This window comes from Jannaschia sp. R86511, assembly GCF_042466345.1.
Lineage (GTDB): Bacteria > Actinomycetota > Actinomycetes > Actinomycetales > JBBAYJ01 > Aquipuribacter.
On the sequence record NZ_JAXHCD010000001.1, the window covers coordinates 1412097 to 1434410 of the forward strand.

Here is a 22314-nt window from a genome sequence, read left to right on the forward strand (position 1 = left end):
CTTCCTTCTGGTGGAGCGCAGGCGATGTCTAGCCCCGCGAGGGCAGGCTACTGTCACGCGGTGCCGCCGCAGTCATCCCACGACGCCGACGGACCGCTGGTCCTGTTCGTCACGTCCAACGGCGCCGGCATGGGCCACCTGACCCGGCTGCTGGCCTACGCCCGCCGCCTCGGGCCGGGGGTGCGGTCCCACTTCTTCTCGCTGTCCACGGCGGTCGGCGTCATCTCGCAGGCGGGGGCCGGCTGGGAGTACTGCCCCAGCCACGCGGGCTTCAGCGGGCCGACCGGTCCCTGGCACCGCATGCTCCAGGCCCGGCTGACGCACACCATCCGGACCCTGCGGCCGGCGGCCGTCGTGTTCGACGGCACCTCGCCGTACACGGGCCTGGTGCGGGCCCGCCTGGAGCACCCCGACGTGCCGTTCGTCTGGTCCCGCCGGGCCATGTGGCGGGCGGGCACGGCCACCCGCGGGCTGGACCGGGCGCTGTTCTTCGACCGGGTGATCGAGCCGGGGGAGGCCGCCCGCAGCTACGACCGGGGCCCGACGCGGGCGCTGACCGACGCCGACCGCGTGGACCCGGTGACGCTGCTGGACGTCGCCGACCAGCTCGACCGTGCCACCGCCCGGCGCGACCTGGGCCTGCCGGAGGACCGGCCGGTGCTGCTGGTCACGCTGGGGGCGGGCAACATCAACGACACCACCTCCGACCTGGGGGCCGTGCTGACGACCATGGCCCGGCAGCGCCCGGACTGGGTGGTGGCCGTGACGCGGCCCGCCATCAGCACCGGCGGCGGGCTGCCGGACGGGGTGCACCCCGTGTCGGTCTACCCGCTGGCGCGCTACCTGCCCGCCTTCGACGCCGCGGTGTCGGCCGCCGGCTACAACGGCTACCACGAGCTGCTGGCCGCGGGGGTGCCGACGGTGTTCGTGCCCAACCTGCGCACCGGCGCCGACGACCAGGCCGCGCGGGCGCGCTTCGCCCACGACCAGCAGGTGGGCTGGTGCAGCACGGACCTGGCCGCCGACTTCCCGGGGCTGCTGCCGCTGGTCACCGACACGGCCGACCTGCCCGCACGCGCGGCGCGGGCCCAGGGCCTGGTCCGCGCCAACGGGGCCGTGGCCGGGGCGTCGATCATCCGCACGACCGCGGGGGTGGGCTGATGCGCTCGTGGGTGCTGCGCCGGGCCGAGGCCATGCCGGCGCCGGTGCGCCGGTCGGTGCTGCGGATGAGCTTCGGGGCGCCCGCCGGGCCGTTCGAGCGGCTCCTGCTGGCGCTGTGGCACGCCCTGGCGGTCGTGGCGCAGCGGGTGCGTCGGCGCGGGGCGGTCGAGCCGCCGCTGGGCATGACCGTGACCGTGGTCGACGCCACGGGGCTGAGCGGCGCCGAGCTGGCCCGGCACGCCGAGGTGGTGGCCGACCTGCTGGCCGGCGTCGGCGGTGGCGACGACCTGGGCCGGCTCATGTGGCTGGTCGACGTGCCCGACCTGGTCACCGTGGCGCGGCGGGGCTGGCTCGTGGACCACGTGGGCCCCGCCGAGCACGCCGTGGCGGACCGGGTGGAGCTGCTCTCAGCCGCGCTCAGGGTGCGGGCCGTCGTGCGCGCCCCCGCCGACCCGGGCGCCTGGGACCACCGCCTCCTGCAGGCGTAGCTCGGCCAGCCCGCGCTTGACCACCACCAGGTCGGCGGCCAGCGCGTCGATGGCCGCGAGCACGCGCTCGTCCTGACGTTCCTGCGTGGCCACCACGGCCGCCACGCCCGAGACCCGGTCGTCGAGGGAGCCCAGGCGCGTGCCCAGGTCGCCCACGCGCGTGCCGAGCTCGCCCAGGCCCTGCCGTACGCCGGCCTCGCGCCGGTCGGCCGCGGCCCGCTCGGCCTCGGCGCGTCGTCGCCCGTCCCGCTCCGACCGGTCCAGCCGGCGGTGCAGGTGCAGGAGCGTGACGACCCCGAGCGCGCCCAGCAGGGCGAGGCCCGCGACCAGCGGGTACCCGAGCACGGCCAGCACGACCGCGGCCAGCAGTCCGAGCAGGGCGACCAGCACCGGGCGCGTCCGTCGGAGGACGGCGGACAGGACTCGGCTGAGCGGGTTGGAGCGGATGAGATCGACCTCCGCGGTCAGGGCGCGCGCGGGCGCAGGGTGGGGTGTGGGCGTGGGTACGGTGTCACAGTGGTGGGCACAGGTGTCACGGACGAGCTCGTGGCGTTCCGGTTCGGCTACCTCCTGCTGCCCTCCTCGCAGCCGGTCCCGGTGCCCGGCTGGCACCGCATCCCGGTGGGCCGCGGCCTGCTGGTGGTCCACCCCGAGCTCGGGCACGGCTCCGCCACCGTGGCGGAGCGGTCCGTGCACCTGCTCGGCGACCCGGTCGACCTGGACCTGGCCACCGCCGACGCGACGACCGCGGCCCTGGAGGCCGTGCGGCGCTGGCACCTCGGCGGGGACGACGCGGTGGTCCGGTACCTGGCCTACCTGGGCGGGCGGTGGACGGCCGTGCTGGCCGACGGCGACCGCACCACGGTCGTCCCGGACTGCGCCGGGACCCAGGGGACCTACTGGCAGGACACGCCCGAGGGCACGGTGGTCGGCTCCCACGTGCGCCTGGTCGCGGAGGTCACCGGCGCCCCGGAGGACACCGACATGGCCGACCGGCTGCGGGCCGCCAAGGCCGACGGGATCCGCGGCGTCGTCTACTGGCCCGGGCTGCGCACGGCCGCGGTGGGCGTGCTGCCGCTGCTGCCCAACCACCTGCTGCGCTGCGAGCCGTCGGCCGCGGCGGCGCCGGAGCGCTTCTACCCCTTCGTCGACACCGCGCTCACGCACGACCCCGAGGTCGCCTACGCCCGCTTCGTGGACCTGTTCACCCGCCACGTCGCCCTGCTGTGCCGCGGCCGCACGGTGTCGATCTCGCTGACGGGCGGCTGCGACTCGGGGGCCGCGCTGGCCGCGGCGAGGGTGTGGCTGCGGGAGGACAGCCTGATGTGGACCGGGGTCGACCTGGACCGGCCGCACGCGCCGCACCGCAAGGACGCGGCCGCGGCGCGGGCCCGGGCGGACGCGGTCGGGGCCCGGCACGTCGTGGTCGACCTGTCGCAGCAGGACCGCAGCGACGGCTACGTCGCCGCCTACGAGCGCACCTGGGGCCCGGCGCGGCACTTCGGCGGCTTCGCGGCCGCGGCGCGGCTGCAGCTGCCCCGCCACCACGTCGAGCTGCAGTCGATGGTCGCGGAGGTGGGGACCGGGTTCGACCGGCGCCCGGCCGGGCCGATGGACCTCGATGCCGTCGCGGCGTTCTACGCCGACGAGCCGCTGCGCAGCGACCCCGCGGTCCGGGCCACCCTGGCGGAGATGGTGGCGCTCATGCAGTTGGAGCCGGGCTCGACCGGGGAGCTGGCCTGGCAGGACGTCGTGTACTGGGAGCTGCGGGCCGGCCGGTGGTCGGTCACCCGCATCCAGGAGAACGACATGGCCCACCGCGTCCTGCTGCCGTTCAACCAGCGGGGGCTGCTGGAGGCGCTGATGGGGCCTCGCACGCCCCGCCCGGACAAGGGCGCCGTGCGCCGCTACGTGGCCGAGGCGCTGCCCGGCGGCTGACGCCGGTCGGCCCAGCCGGGTCGGCGCAGCCGGGTCAGCGCAGCAGGTCCCGGTAGACCTGCGACACCCTGCCGGTCACGGCCTGCCAGGTCCGTTCGGCCAGCACCCAGTCCCGCGCCGCCGCGGCGAGGCGCTGCCGCTGGTCGGCGTCGCCCACCAGGTCCACCAGGACGTCGGCCAGCGCGGCCGGGTCGCCCTTGCCGAAGACGCGCCCGGTGACCCCGTCGTGGACCACCTCGGTCAGCGCGGCCACGGACGACACGACCACGGGGGTGCCGGCGGACATCGCCTCGAACGGCTTGAGCGGGCTGATCAGCTCGCACACCCGCAGCGGCGCCCGGGGGAACGGCGCGACGTCGAACAGCGACAGGTACCGCGGGACGTCCTCGTGCGGGACCCGCCCGGTGAACGTCACGGAGCCGTCCAGGCCCAGACGCTGGGCGTGGCGCCGCAGCTGCGCCCCGTGGCTGCCGTCCCCGACCACGACCAGGTGCGCCTCGGGCCGGGCCCGGCGCACCCGGGGCCAGGCCTCGAGCAGGTCGTCCAGGCCCTCGTAGAACACCAGGCTGCCGGCGTAGCCGACGACCACGCGGTCGGCGACGCCGAGCCGGGCGGCCAGCTCGCTGTCGCGCTCGCGGGGCGGGAAGCGGGCGGGGTCGACGCCGTTGGGGACCACGACCACCGAGTCCGGGTCGACGCCGAGGCGGACCATCTCCGCGCCCAGGGCCGCCGTGATCACCAGGAGCCGGTCGGCGCGCCGGGCGGCGGTCAGCTCGGTCAGGTCGTGCAGCGCGTGCCGTTGCGAGCCGACCGTGGCCGGGTTGCGCGCCTCCTCCAGCAGCTGGCGCAGGCCGCGCATCTCGTACACGAACGGCACGTCCAGCGTCGCCGCCGCGACCGACCCGGCCAGACCCACGTCGGCCAGGCTGGCCGCGTGGACCAGCCGGGCGCCGAGCCGCCGGCCCAGGTCCGCGGACCGCCGGGCCCCCTCGTGGACGTAGGGCACCAGCGGGGTGAGGGCCACCGCGGGGTCGTCGGGGTCCAGCAGGCGGTGGTAGGGGACGCCGTCGACCTCCTCGCGCAGCGGGACGGGGCGCAGGTCGGACTCCTCCCGCCACAGGTCGTAGGGGAAGCCGTAGCGGGTGACCGCGTGCAGGTCCCAGCCGTGGGAGCGCAGCCCGGTGGCCATGCCGTGCGAGCGGATCGCGTAGCCGCCCGACCGCTGCGGCAGGGACTGCCCCAGCAGGTACAGCGTGGTCGTGCCGGCCGCCGGGTCCGTCGCGCCCGTCGCTGCCGTCGCGTCCGGCACGTCCGTCCGGTCGGTCGCCCCCGCCTCGTCGGGCCGGGCGGCCGGGCGGGGCCGCGTGGCCGCCGGGACGTCCGCCGGCCAGCCCTCCTGCAGCAGCCGGAGCTGGTCGGCGGCGGTCCGGCCGCGCTCCCGGGTCTCGTCGTCGGCCCCGCCCACCCGGTCCAGCAGGCCGCTCAGCGCGACGGTGGCCGACAGCTCCCCGTCGGCCACGGCGACGCCCAGCACGCGACGCACGACCGCCGCCTCGCGGGGGGCCATCGGGTCCCGGGCCCCCTGCGCCAGGGCGCCGACCAGGTCCCACCGGCGGCACAGCGAGGCGGCCTGCAGGACCGCGGTCAGCCGCGACGGGCCCGCCGGCACACCCGGCAGCAGCCGCCCGGCGACCTCCTGCGCGGACTCCTCGGCGGACGCGGCGGGTGGCGGCCCGCCGTCCTCCGCCAGGGCCTGCTGCGCCCGCTGCGACCACTCGAGCTGCTCCAACCGCCACAGGTCGAGCCGGTCGGCGTCGTCGGCCGCGGCCAGCGTCGCCCGGTACGTGGCCAGGTCCTCGGGGTCGCTGTGGCGCAGGGTCGTGACGACGCGGTGGAAGCTCTGCTGGTCGGGCGGGACGAGCCGGCCCAGCGCCCGGCGCAGCGTGGCCGCGGCGGCCTGGTCCCCCTGCTCGCGGGCCACGGCGTGCGCGTCCAGGAGCAGCGGCACCGACGCGGTGCCCCCGGCGGCCGCGGCGAGCACCTCGGCGAGGGCGGCCGCCCCCTGCCCGGTCGCGACGGCCGCCGCCAGCCGGGCCCGGGGCCCCGGGTTCGCGGCCGGCGCGGTCGTGCTGGCCGGCGCGGTCGTGGCGGCCGGCAGGGCACGGCTGCCGGCCGGCACCTGACGCAGCACGAAGACGTCCGGCTCGTCGGGCAGCCCGGTCGCGGTCCACCCCCGGCCCGCGGTCCAGCGGTCCAGCACCTGCCGTCCCTGCGGGCCGGGGGCGACCAGCACGACCACGCCGTGGGGTGACATCCGACGACCCAGCAGCGGCAGGGCCGGGTGCTGCCCGTCGGGGGCGCCGGCGGGCGGGGCGTCCACCAGGAGCAGGACGACGTCCTCGAGGTCCTGCCACGTCCGGCGGTCGTACCAGTCCTGCTCGTGGCCCTCGACCGGCGTGGGGACCAGCGGGGCGTGCCGGACATCGGCCCGGTCCGCCAGGCCCTGCCGCTGCAGCGCGGCCCGGGTGCCGCCGACGCCGGCGGCGTCGTGGTCCAGGGCCACCACGCGGGCCGGGGCGTTGCGCGCCGCCCAGGCGGCCAGCCACAGGGTGGAGCGGCCGCTGCCCAGCTCCACGACCAGTCCCCGCGGCAGGTCCGCCAGCAGCGCCAGCACCTCGCGCAGCACCGAGGGCTCCACCGAGGCCCGGCCGCCGGGCAGCAGCGGTCCCTCGACCAGCTCGGACAGCTCCCGCGTCGCCTCGCCCTGCCGGGCCACCCGGTCCAGCAGGTACGACACGTCCCGCCGCAGCCCCTCCGAGACCGCCGCCGAGTCCTCGCGCCCGGACCGCACCGCGTCCGCCACCAGCGCCTCGACGTGACGGGTGAGCTCGTCGGTACGCGCCCGCAGCTGCCGCTCGGTCACCCCGGCGGGGACCGCCTGCAGCTGCTGCACGCGGCCGTCCACGGCGTGCACCCGGGCCCGCACGGTCGAGAGCTCGTCGTGCGTGCGCCTCGCGACCCGCGCCCGACCCGCGTCCCGGCGCAGCAGCAGCACCAGCAGGGCCGCGACCGCGGCCACGGTCCCGAGCAGCAGCGCCGTGACGGCCCGCGCGGGCAGCAGCAGACCGGCCGCCGTCGCCACCACGACGACCGCGGCGAGCACCGTCAGGACCCTGGGGCTGGGCATGGCGGACCTCCGGACGGGTGCGGTCGGCGGGGCAGGGCCTGCAGCCTAGGGGGGGCGGCGCCCCGGGGCCCTCAGCCCCGGCGTGCGCGCAGGTAGTCCGCCACCACCGCGCCGCCCAGCCGGTCCGGGTCGGCCGACAGCACGCGGCCGCCGTTGCGCCGGGCCAGGGCGTCGACGAAACGGACCAGGCCGGGGTCCTCGCCGAGCATGACCACGTCGACCGGCACCCGCATCCGGGTCAGCGCGTCGACCTCGCGCACGGTCGCCTGCACCGTCTCCGGGCGGGGCGGCCAGTCGAAGACGGCCTCGACCTCGTGCGAGCCGTCGGCGTTGGTCCAGGTCTCGTTGTGGGCCGTGGGCTCGCCGTCGGTGACCACGAGCACGACCGGGGTGGCGTCGGGGTGGCGGGACACGTGCTCGCGGGCCAGGGCGAGGGCGTGGGCCAGGTTGGTGCCCTGGACGTACTCGGGCTCCACGTGCGCCAGCTCGGTCGTGGTCATCGTGCGGGCGTGCCGGTCGAAGCCGATCACCTGCAGCGAGTCGTGGGCGAAGCGGGTGCTGACGAGGTGCCCGAGGGCCAGCGCCGTCCGCTTCATCGGCGCCCAGCGACCCTCGCTGACCATCGAGAAGGACAGGTCCACGCACAGCGCGACCGCGGCCCGGCTGCGGGTCTCGGTCTCGACCACGGCCATGTCGTCGACGCTCAGCCGGACCCGGCCCGGCGCACCGGCCTCCCGCCGGGCGGCGGGCTCCGACGCGGTCCGCAGCACCGCGTTGGTCACGGTCCGCACCACGTCCAGCGGCTGCTCGTCGCCGAAGCGCCACTCGCGCCAGGACCCGGTCGGCTCCCCGGCGCTGCCGGTGCGCGCGTCGTCGTGCTCGCCGCGGCCCCGCCCGGTCAGCCGCTGCGTGATGGCCCGCAGCGCGCTCTGCCCGAGCCGCCGCATGGCCTTGGGGCTCAGCCGGGCCGTCTCGGCGGGCCCGGTGAGCCAGCCCTGCTCACGCAGCTGCCGCTCCAGCTCCCGCAGCGCCTGCACCTCCTGCGCCGCGCTGCGCCCCAGGGCGCGCTCGACCTGCTCGACGTCGACGTCGTCGAGGGTGGCGCCGGGGTGCTCCTGGCCGAGGGAGTCCAGCAGGTCGTCCAGGTCCGCGAGCTCGCCCAGCGCGCCGGCCGCCTCGCCGAAGCCCAGCGGCTCGCTGCCGGTGAGCCCGCCGCGGCCGGGCCCGGGACGCATCATGTCCGGGCGCAGCTGCTGCAGCCGGTCGCCGAGGCGGCCCATCGCCTCGCCGAGCCCGGGGTCGCGACCCAGCGCGGACTGCATGAGCGCCTGCAGCTCGGCCCGCTGCTGCGGGCTCATCGACTGCATCAGCCGCTGCGCCTCGGCCTGGCGCCGGGCCAGGGCGTCGATCAGCTCGTCGGTGTCGGCCGGCTCGCCCGGCACCAGGTCGCCGTGGGTGGCCATGAAGCGCTCGAACTGCTCGGTGGTGTCCTCGCCCCGGGCGTGGGCGTCGAGCAGGTCCTCCAGGTCGGCCATCATCTGCCGCAGGGCGGCCGAGGCCTCCGGGCCGGACCCGTCCTGGGCCATCCGGCGCAGCGCCTCGGAGATGCCGTCGAACTGGTGGTCCAGGACGTCGTCGCGCAGCCCGTCCAGCACCTCCTGGTAGGCCTGGGCCGCCTCGGCCGAGGTCCACGAGTAGTCGGCCAGCTCGGCCACGGCCCGGCTGGTCGAGGTGGGCAGCGACGCCAGCCGGGTCTCGTCGAAGCGGGCGTCGTCGTCCTGCCGCTGCGCCAGCGCGTCGCGCTCCAGGGCCAGCGCCTGGTCCAGGCGGGCCCGGGCCCGGGTCAGGGCGCCGTCGGCGTCGCCGCGACGGGCCACCTCGCGCCGGCGCCGCGCGGCCCGGGCGCGCAGCTCGTCCAGGCCGGGCCGGGAGGCCGTGCCGTCGCGCAGCATCCGGCGCAGCGCCTCGGCGGGGCTCTCGCCGGCCAGCACGGCCTCGCCGATCTCGTCGACCGCGGCGCGCACGTCGAACGGCGGGGCCAGCGGGTCGGCCCCGCCCCGCCAGGCGCCGTACCGGTAGCCGCGGCCCGGTCGGGGGTCGTCCCGGCCGGGCCCGCGCCGTGCGCCCTCGGCCACGGCCTAGCCGTCCTCGCCGACCGCGCGGGGCCGGGTCCGGGCCGTGAAGCGGGTCCGGCCGGGCTCGACCGGGTCCTTGGCCAGCCGGCGCGTCAGGTGCAGCCCCTCCAGCACGAACTCCACCACCGCGGCCACCTCGGCGGGCGACGGCGCGTCCTCCAGGCCGAGCCGGGCGCAGACGGCACCGAGGCCGTCGACGGTGCCGATGCCTGCCAGCAGGTCGGCCACCGTCACGTCGTCGCCGACGTCCACGTGCCCGCCCTCGGCGACCCGGTCCAGGAACCCGGACAGGTCGGCCCCGCCGAGCCGGTCGCGCCAGGTCTCGGCCGTGGCCACCCGCAGCAGGTGGGCGAGCACCTCGTACTCGCGGCCCTCCTCGCCGGACTCGAACTCGACCTTGCCCCGCAGCGTGCCGACCCCGGCCTCCAGGTCGGTGACCCGGGCCACGGCGGGCCCGTCCTCGCCCAGCAGCGCGGCGCGCCGGTCGGCCGCGGCGGCCAGGGTCTCGGTCGCCGCGACGGCGAACCGGGCGGACACGCCCGAGCGGGCGTCCACCGACGGCGACTCCCGCACCGCCCGCGTCCAGCGGGCCACGACCTCCACCAGGTGCGTCGGCACCCGGGCCACCCCGCCGCGGCCCACGGCCGCCTCCTGGGTGACCAGGTCCACCTCGGCGGCCAGGTCCACGGGGTAGTGGGTGCGCACCTCGGCCCCGAACCGGTCCTTGAGCGGGGTGATGATGCGGCCGCGGTTGGTGTAGTCCTCCGGGTTGGCGCTGGCCACGAGCAGCACGTCCAGCGGCAGCCGCAGCGCGTAGCCGCGCACCTGCAGGTCGCGCTCCTCGAGCACGTTGAGCAGGCCCACCTGGATCCGCTCGGCCAGGTCGGGCAGCTCGTTGACGGCGAACACGCCGCGGTTGGTCCGCGGCAGCAGACCGAAGTGGATGGTCTCGGGGTCGCCCAGGGACCGGCCCTCGGCCACGCGCACCGGGTCCACGTCGCCGATCAGGTCGCCGATGCTGGTGTCGGGCGTCGCGAGCTTCTCGTTGTAGCGCTCGCTGCGGTGCCGCCAGGCGACCGGCAGGTCGTCGCCCAGGGCCTCGGCCCGGGCCCGGGTGACGGGCAGCACCGGGGCGGTGGGGTCCTCGAACAGCTCCGAGCCCGCCGCGTGGGGGCTCCACTCGTCCAGCAGCTGCACCAGGGAGCGCAGCAGCCGGGTCTTGCCCTGGCCGCGCTCGCCCAGCAGCACCAGGTCGTGCCCGGCCAGCAGGGCGCGCTCGACCTCGGGCAGGACCGTGTCGTCGAAGCCGACCACGCCCTCGAAGCGCGGCGTGCCGGTGCGCATCCGCGCGAGCAGGTTCTCGCGCAGCTCGGCGCGCACGTCGCGCGAGGTCCAGCCCGAGGCGAGCAGGGCGCCGAGGGTGGTGGGGAGGTCGTGGGGCACTTGCGGCGTGGCAGCGGCCGACATACGACCAGCGTAGGCACGTGTCCGCGCCGGACGCCCGTCGGGTGAAGGATGGGCCCATGCCGCCGCCGCCCGACGCCGCCGAGCCCGACGCCGCCGAGCCCGACGTGGCGCGCGTGCCGCCGCCCCCGGTGCAGGTGCCCCGGGCGCTGGAGATCGCCACGGCGTGGGGCTGGCGGCTGCTGGTGGTCGGCGCGGCGGTCTACGTGTTCGCGTTCCTGGTGCTGGGCCGGGTCCAGCTGGTGGCCGTGCCGCTGCTGCTGGCCGTGCTGGTGGCCGCGCTGCTGTCCCCGCTGTACCGCGGCCTGCTGCGGCTGCGGGTGCCCCGCTACCCGGCGGCCGGGGTGTCCGTGGCGGCGTTCGTGGCGCTGGTGGTCGCGGCCATCACCGTGGTCTCGCAGCAGATCGCCAGCCAGATCGGGGAGTTCGGCACGTCCGCCTCGGAGGGCCTGGACCAGATCCTCGGCTTCGTGGCCGACGTGCTCGGGGTAAGCCTGGACGACGTGCGGACCACGATCACCGACGCCGCCACGTCGGTGGTCCAGCAGTCGGCCGACCTGGCGTCGGGGGCCGTGATCGCGACGGGCACCGCCACGTCGGTGCTCACCGGCGCGCTGCTGACCCTGTTCGCCGTGTTCTTCTACCTGGCCGACGGCGAGCGGATCTGGTCGTTCCTGGTCCACCTGCTGCCGCGCGAGGGGCGGCCGCGGGCCGACGTGGCCGGGCGCCGGTCCTGGGGCACGCTGGCCGGGTACGTCCGGGCGCTGCCGGTGGTCGCGTTCGTCGACGCGCTCGGCATCGGCATCGGGGCGGCGGTGCTGGGGGTGCCGTTCGCGCTGCCCATCGCCGTGATCACGTTCATCGGCGCCTTCGTACCGCTGGTGGGGGCCATCGTCACCGGGGCGCTGGCGGTGCTGGTGGCGCTGGTCAGCCAGGGGCTCGTGCCCGCCCTGATCCTGCTGGCCGTGGTGTTCGCGGTGCAGCAGCTGGAGTCCTACGTGCTGCAGCCGCTGCTGCTGGGCCGGGCCGTCGAGCTGTACCCGCTGGCCGTGGTCGCGGCCATCACCACCGGCATCGTGCTCGCGGGCATCATCGGCGGCATCCTGGCCGTGCCGCTGCTGGCGATGGTGGTGACGTTCGTCCGCTCGCTGGCCGCGCCGCACAACGTGCCCTACGCCGACCCCGACGGCACCACCCCGCCCGAGGACCCCGGGGACCCGGGGGTACCCGGCCTGGAGCCGGGCGTGGACGCCCGACGGACCGCCCCCGTGGAGGAGTACGAGTGAGCGCACCGCTGGACGACGCCGACCTCGACCGCGCCCGCGCGGCGCTCGCCGGCACGGTCCGCACCACGCCGGTGGTCCGCAACCGCGCGCTGTCGGACCTGCTGGGCGGCGAGGTGTGGCTCAAGTGCGAGAACCTCCAGCGCGCCGGGTCGTTCAAGATCCGGGGCGCCTACACCCGGATCGCCCGGCTCAGCGAGGCCGAGCGCGCCCGCGGGGTGGTGGCCGCCAGCGCGGGCAACCACGCGCAGGGCGTGGCGCTGGCCGCCTCGCTGCTGGGCGCGGAGGCGACGGTGTTCATGCCGGTCGGTGCCGCGCTGCCCAAGGTCGCGGCGACCAGGGCCTACGGCGCGCACGTGCAGCTCGTGGGGCGCAGCGTCGACGAGGCGCTGCTGCACGCCCGCGAGTTCGGCGAGCGGACCGGCGCCGTGCTGGTGCACCCCTTCGACCACGCGGACGTGGTGGCGGGCCAGGCCTCGCTGGGGTCGGAGGTGCTCGAGCAGGTGCCGCACGCGCGCACGGTGGTGGTGTGCACCGGGGGCGGCGGGCTGCTGGCCGGGGTGGCGCTGGCGGCGGCCCGGGCCCGGCGCGCCGGGCGCGAGGTGACGGTGGTCGGGGCGCAGGCGGCCGAGGCCGCGGCCTACCCCGCGTCCCTGGCGGCCGGGCACCCGGTGGCCCTGGAGCGCATGTCGACCATGGCCGACGGCATCGCCGTGGGCCGGCCCGGGCAGGTCCCGTTCGGCATCGTCGCCGAGCACGTGGACCGGATGGTGACCGTGAGCGAGGAGGACCTGTCCCGCGCGCTGGTGCTCATGCTCGAGCGGGCCAAGCTGGTCGTGGAGCCGGCCGGGGCCGCGGCCGTGGCCGCCGTCATGGCCGACCCGACGGCGTTCGAGGCGCCCGTGGTGGTGGTGCTGTCCGGGGGCAACGTGGACCCGCTGGTGCTGCACCGGGTGCTGCGCCACGGCCTGGTGGCGGCCGGTCGCTACCTGCAGCTGCGGGTGCAGATCGCCGACCGCCCGGGCGAGCTCGGCCAGCTGCTGGAGGCCATCGGCCGGACCGACGCCAACCTCGTCGAGGTCGAGCACCGCCGGACCGAGGCCCGGCTGCACGTGGACGAGGTGGAGGTGGCGCTGCAGCTGGAGACCCGCGGCGGCGAGCACCGCGACGCCGTGATCGCGGCGCTGTGCGAGGCGGGCTACGGCGTCCGCGTGGACTAGGGCTGCTGACCCGGGCCTCGGGGTGGTCGGGGCGGCCGGGGCGGGGGCTGTGCCCAGCGCGAAATGGTTCGCAGACTGTCGGTCCCCTCCGCCACCATCGAAGCCGTGACAGACATCATCGTGGCCGAAGGGCTCGTCAAGACCTACGGGAAGAAGGTGCGGGCCCTGGACGGGCTCGACCTGCGCGTCGCCCAGGGCACCGTCCTGGGCCTGCTGGGGCCGAACGGGGCCGGCAAGACCACGGCCGTCCGGGTCCTCACCACCCTGCTGCAGCCCACCGAGGGCCACGCGACCGTGGCCGGGCTCGACGTCGTCCGCGACGCCAAGGAGCTCCGCTCCCGGATCGGCGTGTCCGGGCAGTACGCCGCCGTCGACGAGAACCTCACCGGCTTCGAGAACCTGGACATGGTGGGCCGGCTCTACCACCTGGGCCGCGGCCGTTCGCGGACCCGGGCCTGGGAGCTGCTGGAGCGCTTCGACCTGACCGACGCGGCCAAGCGGCCGGTCGGCACGTACTCCGGCGGCATGCGCCGCCGCCTCGACCTGGCCGGGGCGCTGGTCGCCGAGCCCGAGGTGCTGTTCCTCGACGAGCCCACCACGGGCCTGGACCCCCGCAGCCGCCTGGGCATGTGGGACGTCATCGCCGAGCTCGTGGCGGGCGGAACGACGCTGCTGCTGACCACCCAGTACCTCGAGGAGGCCGACCGGCTCGCCGACCGGATCGCCGTCATCGACCACGGCCGGGTCATCGCCCAGGGCACGGCCGACCAGCTCAAGGAGCAGGTCGGCGGCGAGCGCATCGAGGTCACGGTGGCCGAGGCCGCCCAGCTCGTGCCGGCCCAGCAGGCCCTGGCCGGGCTGACCGGCAACGAGGTGGGGGTCGAGGAGCACACCCGCACCCTCACCGCCCCGGTCACCGGGGGCGTCAGCATGCTGGTGGAGGCCGTGCGGGCGCTGGACGCCGCGGGCGTCTCGGTGCTCGACGCCGGCATCCGCCGACCCACCCTGGACGACGTGTTCCTGACCCTGACCGGTCACGGGGCCGAGGCCGACGAGACCGCAGGAGCGGCAGCATGAGCACCCCGACGACCACCGGGGCCCCGGCCCCCGCCCGCACCGCGTCCGCCCGGCCCGACCTGGCGGGCGGCCCGTTCAGCGCCGTCGGCGACGGCTGGACGGTGGCGCGGCGCAACCTGATCAAGATCAAGCGCGTCCCCGACCTGCTGGTCGGCTCGATCATCAGCCCGATCATGTTCATCCTGCTGTTCGCCTACGTGTTCGGCGGTGCGATCTCGCTCGGCGGGCAGGTGGACCCCGAGGCCTACCGCGAGTTCCTCATCGCCGGCATCTTCGCGCAAACGGTCATCTTCGGGGCCACGATCACCGGCGCCGGCATGGCCCAGGACGTCAAGACCGGCATCATCGACCGGTTCCGGTCCCTGCCGATGGCGCCGTCGGCCGTCCTCGTGGGCCGGACCACCGCCGACGTGGTCAACAACGTGCTGACCATCATCATCATGTCCCTGACCAGCCTGGTCATCGGCTGGCGGATCGACACCTCGGTGGGTGAGGCCCTGCTCGGGTTCGCGCTGCTGCTGTTCTTCGCCTACTGCATCAGCTGGATCATGGCGTTCTTCGGGCTGCTGGTCCGCACGCCCGAGGTGTTCAACAACGTCACGTTCATCGTCATCTTCCCGCTGACGTTCATCGCCAACACCTTCGTGCCGCTGGAGACCTTCCCCGGCCCGCTGCGGTGGTTCGCCAGCTGGAACCCGGTGTCCACGGTGACCCAGGCCTCCCGCGAGCTCTTCGGCAACATCCCCGCCGAGATCCCGCCGCCCGAGGGCTGGGCGCTGGAGAACCCGGTGCTCTACACGATCATCTGGTGCTTCGTGATCCTCGCGGTCTTCGTCCCGCTCACGGTCCGGCAGTACCAGCGGGCCGCCGCCCGCTGACCACGGGCACGCAGAAGGGCCCCCCACCGTGAGGTGGGGGGCCCTTCTGTGCGACAGGGGCGCGTCAGCCGGTGAAGGGCTCCGCCTTGACGATCTTGACGCTGATCTCACGGCCGTTGGGGGCGGTGAACTTGGTCTTGGTGCCGACCTTCTTGCCCAGCACGGCCCCGCCCAGGGGCGACTTCTCGCTGAAGACGTCCAGGTCGGTGGTGGCGGCCATCTCGCGGCTGCCCAGCAGGAAGCGCTCCTCGGCCCCGCCGACCTCGGCCGTGACGACCATGCCGGCGTGGACCTTGCCGTCGACGACGACGTCCCCGGCCGCACCGATCTGCGCCTCCTCGAGCATCTGCTCCAGCTGACGGATGCGGGCCTCCTGCTTGCCCTGCTCGTCCTTGGCCGCGTGGTAGCCGCCGTTCTCCTTGAGGTCGCCCTCCTCGCGCGCCGCCTCGATCTTGCGCGCCAGCTCCAGGCGGCCCTCGCCGGTCAGGTGGTCGAGCTCGGCCTTGAGCCGGTCGTAGGCCTCCTGGGTCAGCCAGGTCACGTTGGTGCTGGTGTCGGACATGCGTGTCTCCTCGTCTCGCTGCGGTGGGCGGTCGCGGCTGCGGTGCTGCGCCGTCGTCCTGCCCGTGCCCCGCGGGGCCTTCCGGTCCCGGCCCCCGCTCGAGGGCAAGTGAGCCAGGATACCGCTACGGCAGGCTCGCGCAGGTCCTCACCGACGCGCTCGCCGCAGGCGCCACCGTCCTGACCGGCACCGTCCGCGCCTCGCCCCCGCCCGGGGGCAGCGGTCCGAGGTCGACCTCGACCTGCCCGACGTCGCCGTAGCGGGCGTCGGCGGCCCGGACCTGGCAGCGCACCCGGTCGCCCTCGGCGCCGTAGACCTCGAAGCGGACCTGGACCAGCTCGTCGTCGACGACCTCGAAGGACACGTCCCGCCAGCGCACGTCGGTGTCGAGCAGGGCGGCGGTGACGGCGGAGAACGCGGCCACGGCCGCCACGGCGCCCAGGACCGCCAGCACCAGGGTCGTGCGGCGCCGCCGGGGGCGGGCGTAGCGGGCCGCCACGTCATCGCGGGCGCCCTGCTGGTCGGTGCTCACACCCGCTCCTGCCTCCTCGGTCGTCCTCGCCTGTCGTCGCGCCCGTCGTCGTGCCTCCGCCGCTGCCCGGCGTCCGCCAGCCGGGCCGGTTCCGCGCTGTCGGCGCGGTCGGGGACACTGGAGGCAGGAGTTCTGGCACCCGGTCTCGGGACCAATGATGCAGGAGGACACACGTGGGCGAGCAGCTGCGCCTGATGGCGGTGCACGCGCACCCGGACGACGAGTCGAGCAAGGGCGCCGCCACCATGGCGCGCTACGTGGCCGAGGGCGCCCGCGTCCTGGTCGTCAGCTGCACCGGGGGCGAGCGCGGCGACGTGCTCAACCCGCGGCTGCAGGACGACCCCGAGGTGGTCCGCGACATCGTCGGCTACCGCCGCAAGGAGATGGCCGAGGCCGTGCGCATCCTCGGCGTCGAGCACCGCTGGCTCGGGTTCGTCGACTCCGGTCTGCCCGAGGGCGACCCCCTGCCCCCGTTGCCGGACGGCTGCTTCGCCCTGGAGCCGCTGGAGATCGCCGCGGCCCCGCTGGTGCGGCTGGTGCGGGAGTTCAAGCCCCACGTCGTGACCACCTACGACGAGAACGGCGGCTACCCCCACCCGGACCACATCATGTGCCACAAGGTGTCGATGGAGGCCTTCGAGGCCGCCGGCGACGCCGACCGGTACGTGGGCCACGGCGAGGTGCCGTGGCAGCCGCTCAAGCTCTACTACAACCAGACGTTCTCCAAGGCCAAGATCCTCACCTACCACCAGGCCCTGCTGGACGCCGGCGCCGAGTCGCCGTTCGCCGAGTGGATGGAGCGCTGGGAGGACCGCGACGAGCGGGCCGTGACCACCAAGGTGCCGGTCGCGGGGTACCTGGACGCCGCCGACGCCGCCTTGCGGGCGCACGCCACCCAGGTCGACCCGGACGGCATGTGGTTCTCCGTGCCCGCCGAGACCCGTCGGCAGGTCTGGCCGACGGAGGAGTTCGAGCTGGCCCGCAGCCACGTCGGCGGCCCGGTCGCCGTCCCGGGCGCGACCACGGCTCCCGACGACGTCGAGGACGACCTGTTCGCCGGGGTGCGCGAGCACCTGGCCGCGCAGGACCGGCGATGAGCGCAGGACCGTCCTGGCTGCTGACCGGGCTGGTGCTGCAGGCCACGCCCGAGCCGGCCGAGCTGGTCCCGGACACCCCGGACGAGTCGCTGGTCACCCCGGGCACCATCGGGTTCCTCGTCACCTTCTTCGTCGCCGTGGCCCTGGTGCTGCTGGTCCGGGACATGAACCGGCGGGTGCGCCGGGTCCGGGTGCGCAGCGACCTGGCCGACGCCCGGCTGCGCGAGAAGCTGGCCGAGGAGCGCGAGCGGTCGGCGGAGGAGGCGGGCCGCCCGGCCGCCGCGACGGAGGACCCTCCGGGGCCGGACCGACGGGACGATCCCGACGACGGGCCGGTCCGACGGCACTGAACCCGCGGCACTGAGCCCGCGGCCCGGGGGTGCCGGGCTTCGCGCGGGGGCCCCCGGCCAGCCGCGCCTCCCGGGTTGTGTCCCGGCCCCGCCATAGCGTCGACGACATGCGCCTGCTCCACACCTCCGACTGGCACCTCGGCCGCCGCCTGCACGGCGCCGACCTGACCGACGCCCACGAGGCGTGGGTCGACCACGTCGTCGAGGTGGTCCGCAGCGAGCGGGTGGACGTGGTCCTGGTGGCCGGTGACGTGTTCGACCGCGCGATCCCGCCCGTGGAGGCCCTGGCCACGTGGGACCGTGCGCTGGCCGAGGTGACGGCGGCCGGGGCGGCCGTGGTGGTCTCCAGCGGCAACCACGACTCCCCGCACCGGCTCGGGGCGCACGCCGGGCTCCTCGCGAAGGCCGGCGTGCACGTGCGGTGCGACCCCGCACGGGTGGCCGAGCCCGTCGTGCTCCACGACGCCCACGGCCCGGTGGCCTTCTACCCGCTGCCGTTCCTGGAGCCGACCACCACCGCCGGCACGCTCGCCCGCGCGTCGCAGCCCGGTGCGGACCCGGTGGAGCGGGTGCCGCGCAGCCAGGAGGGCGTGGTGTCGCGGGCGGCGGCCCTGGCCGCCGCCGAGGCCCGGTCGGCCGGTCGGCGCCGGACGGTGGTCCTGGCCCACACCTGGGTGGCCGGGGTCCGTCCGCAGGACCGCTCGGACAGCGAGCGCGAGATCGGCTGCTGCACCGCCCCGCCCGGTGGTACGCCCGCTGCTGCGCCCGACGGCGGGCGCGACGACCGGGGCGGTGGGGCCAGGGTCGGCACGGTGGACCGGGTGGCCACCGACGCCTTCGCCGGGTTCGGCTACACCGCCCTGGGGCACCTGCACGGCCCGCAGGTGCTGTCGGAGACGCTGCGGTACAGCGGGTCGCCGGTGGCGTTCTCGTTCTCCGAGCGGCACCAGGCCAAGGGCAGCTGGCTGGTGGACCTGGACGCGGCCGGCGCCGTCACGGTGCAGCGCGTCCCCGCGCCGGTCCACCGCAGGCTGTCCCAGCTGAGCGGCATGCTGGAGCAGCTGCTCAGCGACCCTGCCCACGGCGGTGTCGAGGCCGACCACGTCAAGGCCGTGCTGACCGACGCGGCCCGCCCGGCCGACGCCATGCGCCGGCTGCAGACCCGCTTCCCGCACGCGGTGGCCCTGGAGTGGGCGCCGCAGGGCCGGGTGCCCGAGCTGCCGTACGCGCGGCGGCTGGCCGCGGCGGCCGACGACACCGCGGTCGCCGTCGGTTTCGTGGCGCACGTGCGCGGCACCGAGGCGACGGCGGCCGAGCGCACGACGCTGCAGGCCGCCTTCCGGGCCGTCTCCGCCGAGGCCGACGAGCGGGTGCTGGCCGAGCTGGCCCTCGTGGACGACGAGGATGTGCTCGCCGACCCGCAGCCGGCCTCCCGGTCCCGCGGGACCGGGTCGGACGGGGCGGCCTCCGGTCGCCCGGGCGCGGCCTGATGCGTCCGCACCGGCTGCGGCTCACGGCGTTCGGGCCGTTCCCCGGCACCGTGGACCTCGACCTGGACGAGGTGAGCGGGGCGGGTCCGTTCCTGCTGCGGGGGGCCACCGGCGCGGGCAAGACGTCGCTGCTGGACGCCGTCGGCTACGCCCTGTTCGGCAAGGTGCCGGGCTCGCGCGGGCTCAAGCAGCTGCGCAGCGACCACGCCGCCGATGGCGTACGCACGTCCGTCGAGCTGTGGGCCACCGTCGCGGGGCGGGCCGTGCACGTCGTGCGCTGGCCCGACCAGCGGCGCCCGCGCACCCGGGGGACGGGCTGCACCACCGACAAGGCGGGGGTGACCGTCCGGGTGGCCCGGGACCTGACGGCCCTGGACGACGACCAGTGCCAGGCGCGCTGGTCGGGGGTCCAGGAGGCCAACAGCGAGCTGGCCGGGCTCGTCGGCATGACCCACGAGCAGTTCGTGCAGGTCGTCCTGCTGCCGCAGGGCGACTTCGCCCGCTTCCTGCGGGCCAAGGACGACGAACGGGCCGACGTGCTGCGCGCCCTGTTCGAGACGAGCCGGTTCGTCGCGGTCGAGCAGCACCTGCGCACCCGGCGGGACCGGGCCCGCGCCGAGCTGGCCGACGCCGAGGCCGACCTGGCGCAGGCCGCGGCCCGGGTCGCCGCCCACGCCGGCCTCGACGAGCCGCCCGCGGACGACCTGCCGGGGTGGGCGGACGGGCTGCTGCGGGCCACCCGGGACCGGGTCGGGGTCGCGGCCGGGGCCGCGCAGCAGGCCGACCTGGCCGTGGAGGAGGCCCGGGCGGGGCATGAGGCGGCGGTCACCCGGACCCGGCTGCTCACCGACCTCGTCGACCTGGCGGGCACCCGTCGGGGGTTGCTGGAGCAGGCCCCGGCCGTCGCCGAGCAGGCCCGGGCCCTGGACGAGGCAGACCGGGCCGCCGAGGTGGTGGCCCTGCACCGGGCCCACCTGGCGGTGCTCGAGCAGGCCCGCCGGCACGCCGACGAGGCGTCCGTCGCCCTGACGGCGCTGCCGCAGGACGAGTCGCTGCGCCCGCTGCTGGGCGGCACGGACCTGCTGGGCGGCACGGACCTTGTGGCGCTGCTCGACCGGACGGTCGCGGCGGGACCGGACGACCCGGCCTCGGTCGAGGCGGCCCGGATCGTCGTCGAGGGCCTGCTCGAGCGCGTGGACGGTCTGCTGGAGCAGGTGGCGGCCGACAGCGCCCGGCTCGAGGCGCTGGGCCGGGACGTCGCCCGTCTCGGGACCCTGCGGCAGGAGGTCACGAAGCGCGGGGCCGAGCGGGACGCGGCCGGTCGGGTCCTGCTGGCGGTAGAGGCCCGCGCCGTCGACCTGCCGCCCCGGTTGGACGCCCTGGCCACGGAGCTGGCCGGCGCCCGCGACGCCGCCGCCGGGCTGGCCACCGCCGAGACGGACGTCGGTAGCTGGACCCGGCTGGTCCGGCACGGCCACGACCTGGCCGGCCACGTGGGTGACCTGGCCGGTGCCGAACGCGAGGACCTGCTGGCGCGGCAGGCCCGCCGGGACGCCGAGCAGGCCCTGGACGACCTGCGGCGGGCCCGCCTGGACGGGATGTCCGCAGAGCTGGCCGCCACCCTGGTCGCCGGTCGGCCCTGCGGGGTCTGCGGCGCCACCGAGCACCCGGCCCCGGCCGCGGGCGACGGGCCGGTCGTCACCGGCGAGCAGGAGGACCGGGCGCGCTCCGGTCTGGCCGACGCCGAGGCCCGCGTCGCGGCCACGGGGGCCGAGGTGGCGCGCCTGCGGGCCCGCCGCGACGGCAGCCACGCCGCACTGCTGGGCGAGGTCGGTGACGACGTGGTCGTCCCCGGGCTCACCGAGCTGGACCACGTGGCACCGCAGGACGACCTGATCGTCGGGCTGCAGCGGGCGCTCACCGACCGGCTCGAGGCCGCCTCGGCCCGGGCGACCCGGGCGCGGGCGGCGGCCGAGCAGGCGGCCGGCCTCGCGGCGGACCTCGACCGGTTGCGGGAGGAGCAGGCCGAGCTGGGCGAGGCCCGGGCCACCGCTGCCCGGCAGCACCACGGCCTCGTCGCGGCCCTCGACACGCTGGAGCAGCAGGTCGGTGACCTCACCGCCCAGCTGCGCGAGGCGTTGGACCTGCCGGCCCACGACGGAGCAGCCCACGACGGCGAGGCCCACGACGGCGAGGCCCGCGACGAGGGCCTGGCGGACCGCTGGGCCGGCCAGGCCCGGGCCGCGGTCGACCGGCACGGGCTCGTGCAGACCGCGGCCGACGCCGTCGCCGGCTGGGCGGCGCTGCTGCGCGAGGTCGACCGCACTCGTCTGGCCGCGCACGACGCGGCGACGGCGGCCGGCTGGCCCGACAGCGGGCTGGCCGCGCAGGCGGCCCGGTCCAGGTCCTGGCGGGACGACACCCGCCGCGCGGTGGCCGCCCACGAGCGGGACCTGCACGCCACCCGCCTGCGGCTGGTCGAGCTGCGGGACGCGCTGGCCCGGACCGCCGACCCCGGGACCCCGGACCTGCCCGGGACCCCGGACCTGCCCGGGACCCCGGACCTGGCCGACGCCCCGATCCTGTTCGACGCCCCCAACCTGTTCGACGCCCCGGTCCGGTCCGACGACCAGCCCGCCGACGCCGACCTCGACGCCGACCTCGACGCCCACCTCGACGCCGCCGAGCAGGCGCTCACGGTCGCCGTCGAGCGGCGACGGGTGCTGCGGGACCGGCTGGAGCAGGCGGAGGCCGCCCGGCGCGACGCCGACGGGGCGCTCGAGCGGGCCCGGACCGTCCTGGACGGGCTGCAGGCCGCGGTGCCCCGCCTGGTCGACGTCGAGCGCCGCACCGGACCGCTGCGCTCCCGGGCGCAGGCGGCGCGTGACCTGGCCGACCTGTGCAGCGGCAGCAACGACAAGGGCATACCGCTGTCGACCTACGTGCTCGCGGCCCACCTGGAGCAGGTGGTGCAGGCCGCCAACCAGCGCCTCGACGGCATGAGCGACGGCCGCTACGCGCTGGTGCACGTCGAGACCGGTGAGGACCGGCGCCGCCGGGCCGGTCTCGGCCTGGCCGTGCTCGACGCCTGGACCGGACGGCAGCGGCCGGCCGGGACGCTGTCGGGCGGCGAGACGTTCCTGGCCAGCCTCGCCCTGGCGCTGGGCCTGGCCGACGTCGTCACGGCCGAGGCCGGTGGCGCACGTATCGACGCCCTGTTCGTGGACGAGGGCTTCGGCACCCTGGACGCCGACAGCCTCGACCGGGCCATGGACGTGCTCGACCAGCTGCAGGAGCACGGCCGGATGGTGGGCGTCGTCAGCCACGTCGGCGAGCTCCAGCAGCGCCTGCCGCGCCAGGTCCACGTCACGCACGGCCGACACGGCAGCACCGTCCAGGTGAGCACCGGCTGAGCCGACCCGCGGCGCGGCCTCCCTGACAAGGGGCCGCCC

General features: G+C 76.7%; 17 protein-coding genes. 11 read left to right on the forward strand and 6 right to left on the reverse strand.

Annotation, left to right across the window (positions count from 1 at the left end; all coding sequences use genetic code 11):
- Window positions 1–60 precede the first annotated feature (60 nt).
- Entirely contained in the window at window positions 61–1161 is a 1101-nt protein-coding gene (locus tag SJY06_RS06880) for a hypothetical protein (RefSeq protein WP_380165954.1), read from the forward strand.
- A complete protein-coding gene (locus SJY06_RS06885) occupies window positions 1161–1649 on the forward strand; it encodes a hypothetical protein (RefSeq protein WP_380165956.1) in 489 nt (162 codons plus the stop codon). Before SJY06_RS06880 ends, SJY06_RS06885 begins: the two co-directional genes overlap by 1 nt.
- Here SJY06_RS06885 and SJY06_RS06890 read toward each other — a convergent pair.
- Window positions 1569–2039: a hypothetical protein gene (locus SJY06_RS06890; RefSeq protein ID WP_380165958.1), complete on the reverse strand. Its 471-nt coding sequence runs from the start codon at window positions 2037–2039 to the stop codon at window positions 1569–1571. The two genes, SJY06_RS06885 and SJY06_RS06890, sit on opposite strands and share 81 nt — an antisense overlap.
- 126 nt (window positions 2040–2165) lie before the next feature.
- Between SJY06_RS06890 and SJY06_RS06895 the strand changes: the two genes are divergently transcribed.
- The gene (locus tag SJY06_RS06895; protein WP_380165960.1) at window positions 2166–3587 is read left to right on the forward strand and encodes a hypothetical protein; all 1422 of its coding nucleotides are present in this window, start codon (window positions 2166–2168) and stop codon (window positions 3585–3587) included.
- Window positions 3588–3621: 34 nt separating this feature from the next.
- On the opposite strand, the gene SJY06_RS06900 is transcribed toward SJY06_RS06895, so the two are convergent.
- The 3 genes from SJY06_RS06900 to SJY06_RS06910 all read right to left on the reverse strand — a co-directional run bounded on the left by SJY06_RS06900 (window position 3622) and on the right by SJY06_RS06910 (window position 10376).
- Window positions 3622–6774 carry a glycosyltransferase gene (locus tag SJY06_RS06900; RefSeq protein WP_380165962.1) on the reverse strand — a complete coding sequence of 1051 codons (3153 nt, stop codon included), beginning with the start codon at window positions 6772–6774 and terminating at the stop codon, window positions 3622–3624.
- Window positions 6775–6845: 71 nt separating this feature from the next.
- Window positions 6846–8909 carry a VWA domain-containing protein gene (locus tag SJY06_RS06905; protein ID WP_380165964.1) on the reverse strand — a complete coding sequence of 688 codons (2064 nt, stop codon included), beginning with the start codon at window positions 8907–8909 and terminating at the stop codon, window positions 6846–6848.
- A gap of 3 nt (window positions 8910–8912) precedes the next feature.
- Window positions 8913–10376, reverse strand: a complete 1464-nt coding sequence (locus tag SJY06_RS06910; RefSeq protein ID WP_380165966.1) for a magnesium chelatase — start codon at window positions 10374–10376, stop codon at window positions 8913–8915.
- A 56-nt stretch (window positions 10377–10432) separates the two neighbouring features.
- Here SJY06_RS06910 and SJY06_RS06915 point away from each other — a divergent pair, with 56 nt between their 5' ends.
- From SJY06_RS06915 to SJY06_RS06930, 4 genes are all read left to right on the forward strand, one after another.
- Window positions 10433–11659 carry an AI-2E family transporter gene (locus tag SJY06_RS06915; protein WP_380165968.1) on the forward strand — a complete coding sequence of 409 codons (1227 nt, stop codon included), beginning with the start codon at window positions 10433–10435 and terminating at the stop codon, window positions 11657–11659.
- The gene (ilvA, locus tag SJY06_RS06920) at window positions 11656–12876 is read left to right on the forward strand and encodes a threonine ammonia-lyase (protein WP_380165970.1); all 1221 of its coding nucleotides are present in this window, start codon (window positions 11656–11658) and stop codon (window positions 12874–12876) included. Before SJY06_RS06915 ends, ilvA begins: the two co-directional genes overlap by 4 nt.
- A 105-nt stretch (window positions 12877–12981) precedes the next feature.
- Window positions 12982–13953: an ATP-binding cassette domain-containing protein gene (locus tag SJY06_RS06925; protein WP_380165972.1), complete on the forward strand. Its 972-nt coding sequence runs from the start codon at window positions 12982–12984 to the stop codon at window positions 13951–13953.
- The gene (locus SJY06_RS06930) at window positions 13950–14831 is read left to right on the forward strand and encodes an ABC transporter permease (RefSeq protein ID WP_380165974.1); all 882 of its coding nucleotides are present in this window, start codon (window positions 13950–13952) and stop codon (window positions 14829–14831) included. The genes SJY06_RS06925 and SJY06_RS06930 overlap by 4 nt, the downstream gene beginning before the upstream one ends.
- 64 nt (window positions 14832–14895) lie before the next feature.
- On the opposite strand, the gene greA is transcribed toward SJY06_RS06930, so the two are convergent.
- Together greA and SJY06_RS06940 are read right to left on the reverse strand one after the other, a co-directional pair.
- Window positions 14896–15393 (reverse strand): transcription elongation factor GreA, encoded by a 498-nt coding sequence (greA, locus tag SJY06_RS06935; protein ID WP_380165976.1) that lies wholly within the window; start codon window positions 15391–15393, stop codon window positions 14896–14898.
- 124 nt (window positions 15394–15517) lie between these two features.
- The gene (locus SJY06_RS06940; protein ID WP_380165978.1) at window positions 15518–15925 is read right to left on the reverse strand and encodes a DUF4307 domain-containing protein; all 408 of its coding nucleotides are present in this window, start codon (window positions 15923–15925) and stop codon (window positions 15518–15520) included.
- Window positions 15926–16098: 173 nt separating this feature from the next.
- Here SJY06_RS06940 and mca point away from each other — a divergent pair, with 173 nt between their 5' ends.
- From mca to SJY06_RS06960, 4 genes are all read left to right on the forward strand, one after another.
- On the forward strand, window positions 16099–17022 hold the full coding sequence (gene mca / locus SJY06_RS06945) for a mycothiol conjugate amidase Mca (protein WP_380165980.1): 924 nt from the start codon (window positions 16099–16101) through the stop codon (window positions 17020–17022).
- Window positions 17019–17372, forward strand: coding sequence for a hypothetical protein (locus SJY06_RS06950; protein ID WP_380165982.1), 354 nt, complete (start codon window positions 17019–17021; stop codon window positions 17370–17372). The genes mca and SJY06_RS06950 overlap by 4 nt, the downstream gene beginning before the upstream one ends.
- A 107-nt stretch (window positions 17373–17479) precedes the next feature.
- A complete protein-coding gene (locus tag SJY06_RS06955; protein ID WP_380165984.1) occupies window positions 17480–18862 on the forward strand; it encodes an exonuclease SbcCD subunit D in 1383 nt (460 codons plus the stop codon).
- Window positions 18862–22275 carry an AAA family ATPase gene (locus tag SJY06_RS06960; protein ID WP_380165986.1) on the forward strand — a complete coding sequence of 1138 codons (3414 nt, stop codon included), beginning with the start codon at window positions 18862–18864 and terminating at the stop codon, window positions 22273–22275. Before SJY06_RS06955 ends, SJY06_RS06960 begins: the two co-directional genes overlap by 1 nt.
- Window positions 22276–22314: the final 39 nt, after the last annotated feature.